16 protein-coding genes are annotated in these 15,462 nt (G+C 38.4%); 13 read left to right on the top strand and 3 right to left on the bottom strand.

Annotation, left to right across the window (positions count from 1 at the left end; all coding sequences use genetic code 11):
- Positions 1–7 precede the first annotated feature (7 nt).
- The 11 genes from UABAM_RS03295 to UABAM_RS03245 all read left to right on the top strand — a co-directional run bounded on the left by UABAM_RS03295 (position 8) and on the right by UABAM_RS03245 (position 11,240).
- Positions 8–367 (top strand): roadblock/LC7 domain-containing protein, encoded by a 360-nt coding sequence (locus UABAM_RS03295; RefSeq protein ID WP_151966575.1) that lies wholly within the window; start codon positions 8–10, stop codon positions 365–367.
- Positions 368–494: 127 nt separating this feature from the next.
- The gene (locus UABAM_RS03290; RefSeq protein ID WP_173013108.1) at positions 495–2,072 is read left to right on the top strand and encodes a response regulator; all 1,578 of its coding nucleotides are present in this window, start codon (positions 495–497) and stop codon (positions 2,070–2,072) included.
- A 100-nt stretch (positions 2,073–2,172) separates the two neighbouring features.
- Positions 2,173–2,577 (top strand): hypothetical protein, encoded by a 405-nt coding sequence (locus tag UABAM_RS03285; RefSeq protein WP_151966573.1) that lies wholly within the window; start codon positions 2,173–2,175, stop codon positions 2,575–2,577.
- 2 nt (positions 2,578–2,579) lie between these two features.
- Entirely contained in the window at positions 2,580–3,974 is a 1,395-nt protein-coding gene (locus UABAM_RS03280; protein WP_151966572.1) for a DUF6134 family protein, read from the top strand.
- Positions 3,975–4,167: 193 nt separating this feature from the next.
- Complete coding sequence (locus tag UABAM_RS03275) at positions 4,168–4,923, top strand: FHA domain-containing protein (protein ID WP_151966571.1); 756 nt, start codon at positions 4,168–4,170, stop codon at positions 4,921–4,923.
- Positions 4,923–6,788 carry an asparagine synthase (glutamine-hydrolyzing) gene (gene asnB / locus UABAM_RS03270; RefSeq protein WP_151966570.1) on the top strand — a complete coding sequence of 622 codons (1,866 nt, stop codon included), beginning with the start codon at positions 4,923–4,925 and terminating at the stop codon, positions 6,786–6,788. The genes UABAM_RS03275 and asnB overlap by 1 nt, the downstream gene beginning before the upstream one ends.
- Positions 6,781–7,377: a DUF938 domain-containing protein gene (locus UABAM_RS03265; protein ID WP_151966569.1), complete on the top strand. Its 597-nt coding sequence runs from the start codon at positions 6,781–6,783 to the stop codon at positions 7,375–7,377. Before asnB ends, UABAM_RS03265 begins: the two co-directional genes overlap by 8 nt.
- A gap of 3 nt (positions 7,378–7,380) precedes the next feature.
- Positions 7,381–7,971, top strand: a complete 591-nt coding sequence (locus tag UABAM_RS03260) for a hypothetical protein (RefSeq protein ID WP_151966568.1) — start codon at positions 7,381–7,383, stop codon at positions 7,969–7,971.
- Between the two features lie 11 nt (positions 7,972–7,982).
- Positions 7,983–10,151: a serine/threonine-protein kinase gene (locus UABAM_RS03255; RefSeq protein ID WP_151966567.1), complete on the top strand. Its 2,169-nt coding sequence runs from the start codon at positions 7,983–7,985 to the stop codon at positions 10,149–10,151.
- Between the two features lie 3 nt (positions 10,152–10,154).
- The gene (locus UABAM_RS03250; protein WP_151966566.1) at positions 10,155–10,622 is read left to right on the top strand and encodes a DUF402 domain-containing protein; all 468 of its coding nucleotides are present in this window, start codon (positions 10,155–10,157) and stop codon (positions 10,620–10,622) included.
- A gap of 66 nt (positions 10,623–10,688) precedes the next feature.
- Positions 10,689–11,240, top strand: a complete 552-nt coding sequence (locus tag UABAM_RS03245) for a hypothetical protein (RefSeq protein ID WP_151966565.1) — start codon at positions 10,689–10,691, stop codon at positions 11,238–11,240.
- A 149-nt stretch (positions 11,241–11,389) separates the two neighbouring features.
- On the opposite strand, the gene UABAM_RS03240 is transcribed toward UABAM_RS03245, so the two are convergent.
- The 3 genes from UABAM_RS03240 to UABAM_RS03230 all read right to left on the bottom strand — a co-directional run bounded on the left by UABAM_RS03240 (position 11,390) and on the right by UABAM_RS03230 (position 13,868).
- On the bottom strand, positions 11,390–11,884 hold the full coding sequence (locus UABAM_RS03240) for a hypothetical protein (protein WP_151966564.1): 495 nt from the start codon (positions 11,882–11,884) through the stop codon (positions 11,390–11,392).
- A gap of 123 nt (positions 11,885–12,007) precedes the next feature.
- Positions 12,008–12,298, bottom strand: coding sequence for a hypothetical protein (locus UABAM_RS03235; protein ID WP_151966563.1), 291 nt, complete (start codon positions 12,296–12,298; stop codon positions 12,008–12,010).
- A gap of 43 nt (positions 12,299–12,341) precedes the next feature.
- Positions 12,342–13,868, bottom strand: coding sequence for a hypothetical protein (locus UABAM_RS03230; RefSeq protein ID WP_151966562.1), 1,527 nt, complete (start codon positions 13,866–13,868; stop codon positions 12,342–12,344).
- A gap of 237 nt (positions 13,869–14,105) precedes the next feature.
- Here UABAM_RS03230 and UABAM_RS03225 point away from each other — a divergent pair, with 237 nt between their 5' ends.
- Both UABAM_RS03225 and UABAM_RS03220 read left to right on the top strand, forming a co-directional pair.
- On the top strand, positions 14,106–14,525 hold the full coding sequence (locus UABAM_RS03225; protein WP_151966561.1) for a CBS domain-containing protein: 420 nt from the start codon (positions 14,106–14,108) through the stop codon (positions 14,523–14,525).
- Between the two features lie 155 nt (positions 14,526–14,680).
- Positions 14,681–15,238: a hypothetical protein gene (locus UABAM_RS03220; RefSeq protein WP_151966560.1), complete on the top strand. Its 558-nt coding sequence runs from the start codon at positions 14,681–14,683 to the stop codon at positions 15,236–15,238.
- Positions 15,239–15,462 lie beyond the last annotated feature (224 nt).

Here is a 15,462-nt window from a genome sequence, read left to right as displayed (position 1 = left end):
GAGTACTATGGATGATCAAAATACTCAACAAAATTATTCACAAATTTTAGAAGAGTTTAGTGAAGAAAGACCAAACATAGTTGCATGTGCAGTTATAAAAAATGGGAGCATCGAATCGTGCATTTTTCCATCTACTTTTGAAAAAGACACTTTGGCTCTCATAATCGACTCCACGATGAAAGTTGGCAAAAACAGTTTAGACAAACTAGGTGGGAAAAACCTAAAACGAATTTTACTCAAAAATGAACAAGGGATTATTGTTCTCCAACAGTTAGCTAATTCTATTCTTTTTGTTCTTGCTGATCAAAAAACTAAGCCCGGTTCATTGCTTCTCAGTGTACAAGAACTGGCAACGAAAATGGCATAATAGCGTTTGTCCTAATATTTTTTGAAAAAATTGCCAAAGAGGCTTTATTTTCTCAAAATTTCCCAGGCATAACATTTGTTTTTGTACTTCCTAATAGATATTAGTTAGTGAGGAAAGGAAGTTTATTTTGTTAAAAAAAGTGCATAAGACCCCTTACAAGATACTACTTGTCGACCATGAAGATCCTATTCGAGAAATTTTGCGTTCTGTTTTAGAGGGGGCTGGATATAACGTAACTACAGCGCGAAACAGAGAAGAAGCCTTAAAGAAAATAGACAAAAAACTTCCAGATATAATTATTTCAGAGGCAGAGTTACCTCCTGTTAAAAGTGGGTTTCACTTCTACAAACATCTGAAAGCGGAAGCGAAGACTGCAAATATACCATTTATTTTCTTAACAGCCGTTGAAGAAAAAGTAATTAGTAAATTGCTCAAGGTAAATGATATTCATATAGTGAAACCTGTGAAATCACAAGATTTCTTAACCAAAATAGATGAATTTATCAACAAGCGTTTCCAAAAAAAACCAGCGGAAGCAAAGAGAACAAGGCGTACAAAAATCAAACAAGAGAAATCTATTATTAAATTGTTAGATTTTAATATAGATAAACTCCCCAAACCTAAAAGAGCGAAAAATATAAACCATCCGGTTATGCCTCTACCACCAGGTCATTCCACAAAATTTTTCAGCAATCCAAGCGGAGCTTTTGACCTAAAGATGCTCAAAACGGCATTCACCAAAGCAGTAAAAGATTTTAAATCTGGCAATATTGATTACGAAGATATGTTATTTCCACAAGTATCGGAAACAGCTACTCGCGAAAGGCTAGTACCTGTAAACATACCGCAACCGAAAGAAGCTGTGGATGACATGATGGTCGTTGATCTTGAATTGGCAGAGGACGATCACCTGTTACAAGAATTACAAGAAGCAGAAGAGCAAGTATTGGATTCCCCGCAAGGTGGTATGCACAATGTATTTCTACAACACTTTGCAAATAAATCATTAGATTTTCAAACGGGTATATTTGATGATATTGTGGTCTTAGATAATAAATATTCTTTACTACACAGTGACAAAGAAATTGATAATTTACCTGCTTTTCAAAATAAATGGGAAGATTTTTTATACAACTTACGCTCTTTGTCTGTCAACGCAGAAGTGAAAGGCAACACTTCCTATTTGTGGATGGAGACGGAAGAAGAGAATTTCTTACTGGTAAACTCTCCTCAAAAGGAAATTTTGGCATTTGCAAGTGTTAGCGACGCTCCAGTTGAAGCAATCTTCCTCGAAGAGGAAACCACAGTTCCACAACAGCCACAGGATGAAACATTTTTTCTTTTACCTAAACTAACCTGTAACATACCAATCATTACACGTAGCAAAGTATGCGGTTTAATTGCAAAACTTGTTAGTGATTTTAACGTTGGTAGTAAAATCAATGCCGTTATCCAAAACAAAACAAGTGGAGAGCTGATTGCGACAACACACGAGCAAAAAGATTACGCACAAATTCATCAGTGCGCTCACGATATTTTTTCTGTTGCGGGCCTATGTAGTCAAATTTGCGATATGGGATTTTCCACAGACTATGTTATTTTAGAAACAGACGACGAAAATTTATTATTTGTCGATGATGCGAACAAAGATTTACATATATCGTGTTTGGATGCGCGTATTGTTACTCACCTACAACAAGGATAAAATAATCGAATACACGAGATAAAATTCTAAGGTGCTATAACTTTTTCACAATTTTATCCGCTTAATTTCGATCTTCATAATATTTTCTCGGAGAAAGTAAATGTCTAACGAAATACTAAAACAAGAAATAGAAAAAGATTTAAGAGGAATGGGGCTACTCGATGAAGATCTGGTTGATGCAGTAATATGTGTTGCATTTCTTCGAGAGAAACTTGAACCTGTGGTTCGAGAATTAGAAGGCAAAAGTTTACCAGCAAGCATCGCAATAGCAAACGATCAGGATGCCATTGCCGCAGTTGATGAAATAACAGAACGCGTTGTCAATAGACAAGGTTTATTGGAAAAAGCGATGATGGGGGAAGATATTCACGACACTCTCGCAAGCATCAAAGCTAAAATAGAATCTCTTATTGTCGGTTCCGAAGTTGCAGCACGAACAATCGAACAAATGCAAGAAGCTACCAAAAAAATGCGAACCACAAATCGCAATAAAATAAAGGATTAATCATGCACAAACTCATTGTATTCTTTTTCGCCATATTATTGTGTCTCGGTTGCCAAAATTGGCAACTCAATAATTCATCAGACAATAACGTCTCACACAATAAACAGCAAGAAGTCGCCCAACAACCCACACAGCAACAAGATACGACAGAGCATAACGACACCACTCATGATGACACACAACAACCTGCGGAAGATACCAAGTCCAACGGTGTAGTTGACCTATCTTTCGGTGGAAATGACGAGAGTAGCAACAGTGGTGAATCTAACGCAAACACACAAGAAAATACAATTGATGAAAACGTAGTAGTTTCCGACTCTACAAATGAAAATATCGCGGAAGAAAAGACCGCACAAGAATCACTGGGAAACACATCAGAAAATCATTTTTCTGAAGAAGAAACTATCGAAGAAACATACATGGAAGAGGCCAAAGATAGTTCAAGCGACACCAGCGTTCAAGATGTCGAAGAAACAACCTACGAAGAAGAAGATATCAACGAAGGAAGCGAAACAAGCAAAGTTGATACCGAAACGGCGACGACGGATACAGACTATGAGGAAGAAAATAACCAGCAAGATAGCCTTGCACGTGAAGCCAAGATGAAAGCGGAAAAAGACCGCCTGGCACGCGAAGCCAAGATGAAAGCGGAAAAAGACCGCCTGGCACGCGAAGCCAAAATGAAAGCAGAACAACAACGTCTTGCAAAAATACAAGCAGAAAAAGAACGCCTGGCGCGCGAAGCCAAAATGAAAGCAGAACAAGAGAAAAAGCGTTACTGGAACTCTCTTCTTGCCAAACAAGGTACATTCAAATACGACATTTACATCGATAAAACAAAACGTGGACACCAAACCACAACCATTTTTACAAAAAATGGCGATATCATTGTCAAACTAGATGTGACTATAGACATAAGCACTTGGTACTATTCCTACAAATTTAAACAGACCTCTACGGAAGTATGGCGCAATGATGTGGTACAAAGCTATGACTGTTTCCAGGACGACAATGGTACAAAAACAAATTTAAAACTCCAGAAAATGTCCTCGGGATATACCATGACATTCAAAGGGAAAACCACCAAACTCAACGAGCCTGTGATTCCTGGTAGCTCTTGGAATTTGATGGAAGCATATGATAAATACCCTTCTTTTCTTGTTATAGACGGTGGTTTGGGTACCACAACAACATATGCGAAATCAAAAGTGAAATTTCACAATGACGAAAATGTCAAGGTGGGTAATACATACATGAAATGTAAACACTTCAGTCCCACCACAGGTGAAAAATGGTCGGCGTGGTATAGCACAGACGGCACATTCGTACGTTATAAAGATGTTGTAGACGGTTATCTTTACGACACAATATTAACAAGTGTTGCACGTGCACGCTAAACTAACACACGTAGATCACCAATATATTTGACAAAAAGCCACAGATTTTTCTGTGGCTTTTTAGTTAGAGACGGTTAACGTTTAAGAAAATAACCAAAACAAATAATTCAATGGGTGGCAATACGGACTACGATCCCCATCCTGATCCCGAAAGATTTTACTATTTTCCATTGATCAAAATAGTAGGTATAAAATGGATATAAATCAAAAATTTATTGATTGCGCTTTGCAACAAAAATACATAACCTTAAAGCATGTTCAGGAATGCAAAGAAATTCAGCAAAATTTCCCCACGATGAGCATTGAACAAATACTCGTAACACATGGCTTTCTCGATGAGAGTAAATGTAAAATTATTCGCGCAATTTTAAAATACAAAAATGAAGAGCTTGGAGAAGAGTTAGATACTAGCGTAAAGCGTAAAAGAGACCGTGATGTTGCCGATGCATTGCTGCAAAGCGGTATAGTGACAAAAGACGATATACTTAAACTCGTTGCCCTACAAAAACAGCTCAAAAAAGAAGGTATGAGTTACCCACTTATTAACGTAGTTATTGCAAAACACGTTTTATGGGAGAATGGCGAATGGGAAAATTGGTTTGAACTATCCAAAACAGAAATGTACAAAGAAATTATTTTTGTTATTGCCACCGGAAGTCACAGTGGAAAAAGCTTTTACATAAACAAAGAAGAGCTACTTTTGAAGTTTCTAAGTAATGGCGACTGGACCATTGGAAGATTTGCAAACACCAATAAAATTGTTGTGGAAGACTCCACTGTTTCCCGTGTCCACGCTAAGTTTGCCTTTGATGGTCATAAGTGCACAGTCGCAGATATGATGAGCTCTTTGGGAATTTACGTCAATGAAGAAAAAACCAAAAAAAAGCAACTGCAAAATAACGATATTCTGCGTGTTGGACCAAAACAATTTAAAATTAAAGTGCGCTGATGTGTGGTATATTCGGTAGTATTAATATCGAAAACACGCAACAGTGGAGTAAAGAATGTTGCCGGCTACTTGCACACCGCGGTCCAGATGAACAAAATATTTGGTACGACCAGCAAAAAATTCTCATGATGGGGCATACGCGCCTTGCGATTATCGATATATCGGGAGGGAATCAGCCCATTCGCTCACACTGTGGACGATACACTATGGTTTATAATGGTGAGATTTATAATTATTTGCATCTCAAAAAAACATTGTGTGACCAAGGGAGTAAATTTTACAGTGACAGCGACACAGAAGTTCTCTTAAAGGCTATCGAGCACTGGGGATTGCAAAAGGCGGTTTCATTACTTGCAGGTATGTATGCTTTTGCCCTATGGGACCAAAACACACAGATACTCCATCTAGTTCGCGATCGCGTCGGAATAAAACCGTTGTACTATGCAAAACTCAATAATTATTTTGTCTTTTCTTCTGAATTACAGCCCATTATGAAACACCCGGCCTTCGAAGAAAAAATTGATCGCAATGCTCTAGCCTTGTACATGAAATACAAGTATGTCCCTTATCCGCATTCTATTTTTACAAATGTTTATAAACTCCCGCCAGCAACAATACTGAGTATCTCTCCACCCTTACCAGCGGATACTCATCTTCAAAAATACTGGGACATAGGTCATCTTGCCACAAATAATCCCCCATTGACTGATTTTACAGAAGCATGCGAACAACTAGAGCATATTCTACGAACCAGTGTAAAAGAACATATGCTTTCAGATGTACCCTTGGGAGCATTCTTATCCGGGGGAATTGATTCGGCAACGATAACAGCTTTGATGACACAACATCATTCGCGAGTCAAAACTTTCAACATTGGTTTTGCCGAGAGTAGCCACAATGAATCGCAAATAGCAGCCTCTATTGCGCGCCATTTGCAAACGGAGCATACGGCGTTTATTTTAACAATGAAAGAAGCGCAGAACACTATTTCTGTGCTTCCACAAGCATTCGATGAACCTTTTGCCGACTCATCACAACTACCAACTCTTTTGGTCGCTAAAATGGCAAAAAAACACATAAAAGTTGTTCTTTCAGGTGATGGCGGAGACGAAGTGTTTGCCGGATACAATCGCTACCTCTTTGTTCCCAAAGTTATGCGTATGTCGCGCTTACCATGCCGTACGTTATTGAGTAAGTTACTCCTCAGTACGCCCAATTTCATTTGGGATTATGTGGGGTTTAAAAAATGGCAACTCTCAGATCGCATCGCTAAATTGGCAAATGTTCTCGCAATGAATTCTCCACAACATATATATAACTATTTAATTTCTTGTTGGCAATCTCCCATTGTTCTTGGCGCAAATCCTGTACAATTTTCGGGAAATATCTCTCATGACAACATCGTCCAAGACATGATGCTCCATGATTTCTCGTCATACCTTGTGGATGACATTCTTACAAAGGTAGACCGAGCAACGATGTTCTCCAGTATAGAAGCTCGTGTTCCTTATCTAGACCATCGCGTCGTGGAGTTTGCCTCGCGCATTCCACTACATATGAAAATTCATAATGGCATAGGTAAATATGTTCTACGAAAAATACTTTATAAATATGTTCCACCAAGTTTATTCCAACAACCAAAGATGGGATTTGCTTTACCGCTACATGCGTGGCTACGCGACTCACTAAAAGATTGGGTACAAGACCATTTATCCTCACCTTTACTCCAAGATTTTTTTGATACATCACAAATTATGAACATGTGGCAACAACATAAATCAGCGCGCAAAAATTACCAGGAACAACTGTGGAGTGTGCTTATGTTTAAACTATGGTTAGAAAATTATAGGAAGAAAAATGTATAAACCCTTTTCTCAAGCTTGTGAAAGAAACAAATTACCTATTTTGCAACATCTAAAAGATATTTTTTGCAAACAAGGCCGTGTATTAGAAATTGGTAGTGGAACAGGCCAACATGCCGTTTACTTCGCGAAGCAACTACCACATCTCATCTGGCAAACCAGTGATGTTGAAGAACACCATCGCGGAATTGAAACATGGCTAGAAGAAGTGCATTTAAAAAATTTACGTCTACCTTTAACGTTGGATGTAAGTGAAAAAGAACACTGGCCACAAGACCAGTTTAACTATGTATTCACGGCCAATACTTGCCACATTATGAGTTGGCCACAAGTCAAAGATATGTTGGTTCTTGTAGGACAAGTTCTCGAACCTCATGGATATTTTTGTGTGTATGGCCCGTTTAAATACAACGGTAACTATACTAGTGAATCCAACCATCATTTTGACTTAAGTCTGCGTCACTCAAAAGCAACAATGGGAATCCGCGACTTTGAAGATATATGCGCTTTTGCCGAAAAGCAACAATTGAAAATAACGGATGACCATACAATGCCGGCGAATAACCAACTGCTATCTTTCCAGAAAGTTTAAAATATGAAACAGAGCATCTACATCGTGATTGTGACACTTTTGGTTAATTTATTTTACGCGATACTTCGTTACAATGTTTTTGGCAATGTTCCGTGGGAACAATTGCCCCTTTATGTCGTCAATAAAGCGGTGTCTTTTTCCGCTATTTTTTGTATTTCGTTATCAGTAGTGTGGAGTAAATTACCCTCAAAAAAAATACAGGTTCGTAAGTTTTTGGGATTATATGGTTTTGCTCTGGCAATTTTTCATGTATTATTATCGGTAATACTTTTGAATCCCGAATACTATTCGACTTTTTTTGATGGTCAAAAAATAAATCTACGAGGTAATATCATCATACTATGTGGAGCGCTGGCTTTTATGTCGTTTCTCATTGCTGCTTCGTGCTCAATTGTAAATTCACCGACAAGCCTGCTATACATTCGCCCATGTGTTACAATTGCAATTATTTTTGCCGCGACACACATTTTTTTCCGCGGAAAAAATACCTGGATAAATCCTTATAATTGGTATGGTTATATGCCTCCTATTAGCTTGCTGAGTTTTACGGTCGTCATCATTGCGATTGCCAGTAAAGCATACACAAAAAAATAATGGGCTAATTTATGCTGATTCACAATAGATACAAACTACAAAAGCAACTTGGGCAAGGTGGCATGGGAACTGTGTATCTAGGCTTAGATACACAAAATAATACTTTTGTCGCCATAAAAGAAACTGTCATCTTGCCTTCGCCAAATGAACAAAAAAAATTCAAGCGCCTGCAGAGAGAATTTGAATTTTCACAACAAATTTCTCATCCAAATATCGTTCGCGGATTGGCGTTTTTCGAGTTTCAAAATACCCACTATATCATTATGGAATATGTGGAGGGATTTTCCATTGAGCAAATCATCCACAACAATCCTCGCTCTCTACCCCCCCGAGAACTACTACACATTGCCATTCAAATTTGCGATGCCATTGCCTGCTTAAATGAACAGGGAATTGTCCACCGCGATATCAAACCACAAAATATTATGATAACGCACGACAAAACCCCCAAAATATTGGATCTTGGCATTGCCAAAGACATCGAGACACAACTTACGATGCTAACACAAGAAGGAAGCGTCATAGGAACATTTCCCTACATGAGTCCCGAACAGTTTTCAACAGGTGCTAGCAGCAAAACCGACACTTTTTCTTTGGGGATTATGTTGTATCAATTATTTCTATGGCTTCCACAGTCTCCCTATTTTGCCAACACTCCCGTACAAGTAATGGATAAAATAACCAAGACAAAACTTCCCCCACTAACGGAGATGGCGACAATTTCGGACCCTATTTACCAAAAAATTTCACCTATACTACAAAAAGCCCTGGAAATCGATGTACAAAAACGCCTCACCGTTCGCGAACTAACGAAGCGTTTACAAAATGTACTGCGCGGTAAATCTACGACGAGAAAAACCACAAAAAAGCATTTACGGCAAACCGAAAGAAGACGCCAAGTTGCACAGCAACAAAAGCGTAATCATCATATACTATTCATCGCAGCAACAGGTAGCATACTACTGCTGTTGTTCTTCACTGCGTTTTCTTCTGCGGAAAAAAAATCACCACAAACTTCGCAAATTTTGCACCAAGCACAAAAGTTATTAGACAAAAAGGAATACAACGCGGCCAAAGATGTGTATCAAAAGTTACTCAGAGCGCAACCGAAAAATCCACAAATTTACCACAAACTTGCCACGATATCTGAACTTACACAAGATCGTGCATCTGCACTAGATTATCTCGATCAAGCCATAGAACTCAACACACACGATCCACAACTTTACTACCAGCGTGGCAAGATATTGCAGTCGATCCATCAAAAACAACGTGCAACACACGACGCCCAACAAGCGATCAACTTGAGTCCTGAGACTGTGGAATACTACATTCTTCTCGGAAATATATACCAAGACATACAACAATATGAAAAAGCCATAAAAGCATTTGAAGTTGCCATAGATCTCGATGCAAGCTGTATGGAAGCATTTAAAGGAAAAGGTATCGCAACCTTCGCCCAAGGTTACTACACTTTTGCCGTAGGAAATTTCAGCAATGCCATCCGCCTTTCCCCGCAAGATCCAGAGTTATACAACCTGCGAGGAGAAGCAAACAGTAAATGCTTATTTTATGACCGTGCGCTTAAGGACTTCAATGCCGCCATCAAATACGCCCCGGAAAATAAGTATTACTACAACAATCGCGGCCTCTGTTACAGTAAAATGCGTAACAACAAAAAAGCACTCAAAGACTTTGCACAAGCAATCAATATTGATAACAGCTACGCGGATGCCTACAATAATCATGGCATGATATGCCTGGACTTACAAAGAAACAAACGAGCGCTCAAGGACTTTAAAAAAGCGCTCGAACACCAACAGAGCGCCATGTTTTACAACAACTGTGGCGTAGCGTACAACCGACTTGGAGACTTTGCGCAAGCAATCCAGTACACTTTAAAAGCTTTAGAGTTGGATCGCAGTTTTTACAATGCACATAAAAACTTGGGCATGTACTACGCAAATGTAGGTAATTGGAAAAACGCAGTAAATTATCTATCACAGGCAATCAACATAAACAAAGTCGATTTTAACCTATACCTGGCACGTGCTCGGGCATGGACAAACCTTAAGCAAAATCAACGTGCCATCCAAGACTATAACATCGCCATACAGTTGAAACCAGACTTGTCTACATCTCTACAAAAAACCTTACGACAACTATCGAGAGAAAACTAACTCATGGAAAACAAACTAACAGTACATAAATGTGACTACCAGGGAAACGATGTTTTCGCATATCCTGCAACTATTTTACGACACAACGAAGAAAAAATGGTTGTTCGCGCCAACTTTACTAGTCATAAAGACTACAACATTGCCGGTTTAGAGTTAAAAAACGGTGACAAATGCCTTGAAGTTTTTTATTTCCATAGATGGTTTAACATATTCGAGGTTTACGCTGGAGAAAGCGATCAAATTCGCGGTTGGTATTGCAACATAACAAAACCAGCGATTTACAAAGAGAATCATCTCTACTACTATGACCTAGCTTTGGACGTCATTTCCTTTAGTGACGGTCGTCAAGTAATCGTCGATGAAGACCAATTCATGGAACTGCCACTCGACGACGAAACGAGACAAAAAGCCAAAAATGAACTGCAAGACCTTTGTCAACTTCTCAAAAAAGAAGTTCCTCTTCGTTATTAACGGGGATTGCGAATTTCAAATAATTTGGATCGTAAAAAATGGAGAATCTTAGTTAAGGAATGTATCATGCGCAATGAAGAGTGGAATAATAATCCAATGGATGCAACGGTAATATTGCATTTTGCTATGAAAACACTTGGTATCGTGATGGTAATTATTGGTGTTGTGTTCTTATTTTCCGTCACCAAACAAATATGGGAATTATTTGAAAACCCTGCAGCCGTCAAAAATTTTTCACAACGTTTTGAAGAAGAAAGCGGCATTGACAAATTTATCAACTCGATGATTAACGCATCTTTTAGCAAGTTTGATGAAATAAAAGACGCCATGCCACAAAATCAGCAAAATCCAAATAACAAACCACAAAACAAACCCGTCGATGTCCAACCTTTGCATATTTCGTATTTCGCGGCATGGTTTTTCAAAATCATCTTACTATCGGTCATTGCGAGAATTGCACTGTGGATGATCCGCGAAGGAAGTACTTTGGCGAGAAAAGAGAGAGAAACTAGGGCGCTCATTGCCGGTATCGCAAGAGAAATGTGTACCAATATTTTCAATGAAATGAACATGCGTAATCAGAATAGTAACCGACATCAGAGCGATAACGTTTCATAGCAACGACACAACGAAATTATACAGTTAACTTAAAATAATTGTATAATTTCATTTATCTCTTTTTGTCGTCTTTTTCGTACGTCGTTAACAGGTTTCAAAACTTTCAAGTATGAGCCTCGTCGCCTTTTTTATCTGAATAATTACCAAAACTAACCTAGATACATCTCCATAAGTGGTGGAACTATATCCTTAGAAAGGATATCCTGCGCAATAGTGTAGTCTTGTCCATTTTTTGATAAAATCTTACCACCAATACTCACTTTTGCTCCCATAAGTAACTGAGAAGTTTTGTGGTTCTCGTCATCTACAGGTGCAAATTGTAAATAATAATGCACACTCTGTTCTAGAGCCACCAAAAAAGGCTTTACTTCATCTTCGTTAAATTCCCAAAAATCTAGAAGCAGTGTCTTTTTGTTGTCAATAAGAGTGGGAGTAATTCGTCCATGTAATTTATTAAAATTGAGATAATCGGCCGTATCATTGACACCATCTTTTCCTATTTTAAACTGCATTAAGTATGTCTCTACGTCACCGGTGTAGTTGGTGCCAAACATACCATACATTCGCTTTTCCATGTTTAAATACGCGCGAAGTGTTCTCGAAGAACCATCCCAAAAAGAGATGAGTGGTTGCGGCTTGTTCATTGTGAGCTCCTATCTAAATTCAAAGGAAAATATCATATATTGTACAACAAAAAACGTTATTTGGAGCAATTCCCGTTTTTTCGTTTTTTTATAAAACGGGAATTTTGCTAAAACGGCTTTGCGTTATTTTTTCACAATGTCTACTTTTCCGGTTTTATTATCATACTTCCATTCCCAACCCTCGGGTAACTGTGGCACTTCTTTTACATCGTTCAAAGAATTCGGCCATTTGTTGTTTTCTACTTGGTACATACGCACTTGTTGTTGTACACCAGAAGTGTATTGTATTTTTTTTGCCGTATCTAAAGTTTTCACCATAGTCTTAGCGTAATTTGTAGACGTCTTATTGACATCGTCACAACCAACCATCAAAAATGCACAAAGGCAAATACACGCCATGAATCGAATCGACATCGAAAGCTCCTAAAAAATAATCACAAATAAAACGAAAAGCGGATTACTCCATAAGTTCTGTCTTCATTAACAAAAAGGGTAAGACTCCCGCCGAAAGGTCCCCAAGGATTGTTTGCCAACTATTGTCGAAAAACAATAGCAGTGGTAAACCAATAACAAACACAATAATATCATCGCTAAATGATGTTCGTGGGTCAACCTTACAATGAATAAAAATAAAATCGATAATGTAACGCAGGAATACAAACCAAAAAGCGCTGGTATATGTCAGAGCAAAGGTAACCATTGACAGAAAGAATACCCCCATGCGCACCGCAATAGGGTCTGACCAACATCGAAAAAGAACGATGATGTATGTCACAAACATCGCGGGAAGTAGAATGTTCACCAATGTGTCGCGACTCATCGGCTGTAGGTAATCTGTGCACAACTGTTTTGCTTCTCCCGACATTGTTAGATATGCAAAAAAGCGAAACCATACTCTCATCGTCCAGTATAACAGTGGAAATAAAAATGCAACTAGATATATGGGATTGGCATGATTGAGAAAGTGATCGAGAATAACAATTTCATTCATTTTATTTGCTGGTAAAGAAAAGCCTGTTTCTTCGGCTAAAAGAGGTATATTGTATTTTTTACGATATTTTTTCATTTTCTCGAACTGTAGTTCGCGTTCTTTTTCTAATTGTTTCGCTTGGTCTGGATGTAAAATACGCAACTCAAAAATTCGTTCTCCAAAAGTCAACCATTTCACTTTATCTTTCGTCACGTAGTTATGTGTATCTTCCCAAAAGTTTTCATATTGCGGATTAAAATGAATATTGTAAAACAACGGCACAAATATACACGCGCTCAACACACAATACAGTAAAAAAATATTTCCGCCAATAAAGCCACACCCCAAAAAAAGCCAGTAAATAGGACGTACAATAAATTTGTCGACAAACGGGTATTGTGACAGTAGTTTTATATAATTGACGCATGCCTTGATCCATCCTGGAAACAGACATGTAATTCCTAAGAGAAACAGAAACAGCGAAATACCAAATTTAGACTCCTCACCTTCTTCAATCAAGATATAATCATGGGCAAGTGTCAGATTTTGCTTCAGATATTCCCTTCTCTTCTCATCGAGAGTATTATCAATCCATCCTTCAATCGTACCAGACGCCACCACAAGTCTGTGATAATGCTCTTTTATAAATGCTTCGCGAGCTACTTTCTGTGCTTTTTTCAAATGATGATATGCACGTATAAGCCGTAACATTTCCCAATCAGGATCGAGCAAAATTTTGATGGGTCGCAACGGATTTGTATCTTTCCCACGAACAGGCACAACAAAAAAATCATCAGACGTTTTATATTTTAGACATGCTTCACGATAGTCAATCTTGCAACCTGTAAGGCGTAACCACGAGGCACTACTTCCTTCTTTTAGATACTGCGAACAATCCATGACTGTTGGCGACCAGTTGCGAATGGCAGTGTATAAACCAATTGTTCCCAAGAATAAGAACAATACTCCCGCAATAATCAAACAACCAAGGGCTTCTTTCGATTTAGGATACATAGCTACTCTCATAGATTTATTTTAAGACGCGTAACATGAAATATTTCAAGACATATGATTCATTAATTTACTGAAAATTATTATAGCATAAAAAATTATCAGCACAAAGCAATCTAAACTAGCCAAGAGGAAGTGTAAAATTCTTTACAGAGTAAATGGATATCTGGCACGGTTTTCGCTAGAATATTACCAACAAATCCATTTTCACAAACACAAAATAAGAATAAGGGGAATAAGATGAAAAAAGTAAAAGACATCATGAAAAGCGACCTAGTAACTGTTAAACCAGAGACCACACTAGACAAAGCGCTAGAACTCCTACTAAACGAAAACATCAATCACCTACCCGTTTTAGACCCCAACGAACATTTGGTCGGAATTGTCAGCGATCGCGACATGAGAATCGCAATGGACAGTCCATTTCTAGGACTGTATCCTGACAACATGAAAGATCGTCTCCACAACCGTATCATTGGTGATATTATGCAGTGTGCGTTACAGATGATCGATGAAGACAGCGACGTATTAAAGGCCGCGCAACAAATGCGTGAGCACAAAGTCGGAAGTTTGTTGGTGTTAAATGCCCAGAAAAAGCTTGTAGGAATCTTAACAGAGAAAGATCTAGTTGGGCATTTGATTGAACTATTACAGTCATAACCTTAACATTGATAAGACAAAAGTATAAGAATTTTGCCTCTACGGGATTACAGGATAACAGGATTTAAATTTATCTTTTACAAAAGAGATGTGTGACGCCTCTCCTATTTGTTTGGAGAGGCTGCGGACAAATTTGTTAGAGAAAGGGATACATAATGCCTGCTATTTGTGAAATCATTGGCTATATGGTTTTTGTCATTCATTTAGTGATTAACTACAATCACGGTTTCTCGGATATTCTCAAATACATATTGTTCTTTCAAAAAACCATTATAACGACGTTTTTTCTGATGGTACTCACCGCAATTCCCGGTTTTGTTATTGCTATTTTTAGCCCTGGCGATATGAACGTCATCTTTAAAATTTTGTACACCCTTATGAGTATCGTCATGCGTGTAGGTATGTCTGCTTGCGCGGTAATTTTGCTGGTATTCTCACTCATCGGTCCTGCCGTAAAATGCCTAGTGTCACGCTTCGACATTTCTTCGCAAAAAAATTTTGTGTCTTTTATGGGATGGGCGAGCGGCGTACTCGCTTTAATAACCATGATGACAAAAGTGAGTTGGCTGTGGCAAAACCCCTCTTCGCGTTTATATCGCTTTATCTTTGAGCCCATCATCGAAGCCCAGCAAGTACTACAAAACCAATACGTCGTTGCCGCCGTAAGCACTCTCATCTTGCTAGCATTGGTTTTATCATTTACCAAAAAATAACGTTTGCCTAGACGAGGACAGACATAAATCACCGTTGTCTGTCCTCCATGCCTCCGACCGTCACCGTAATCGCGTAAACGCAGATAAATTCACTATATACATCCGCCACCAACAACTATCCTTTATTTTGTAAAGCTTTCCTTCTCCCCACCTACTAAAACTCTTTAATTTCAAGGCACAATGGCTTTGTGAGAAAAATCGTTTATTCTCCCTTACAATAGATA

Source organism: Candidatus Uabimicrobium amorphum, assembly GCF_009002475.1.
GTDB classification, from domain to species: domain Bacteria; phylum Planctomycetota; class Uabimicrobiia; order Uabimicrobiales; family Uabimicrobiaceae; genus Uabimicrobium; species Uabimicrobium amorphum.
This window is presented reverse-complemented; position numbering and strand designations above follow the sequence as displayed.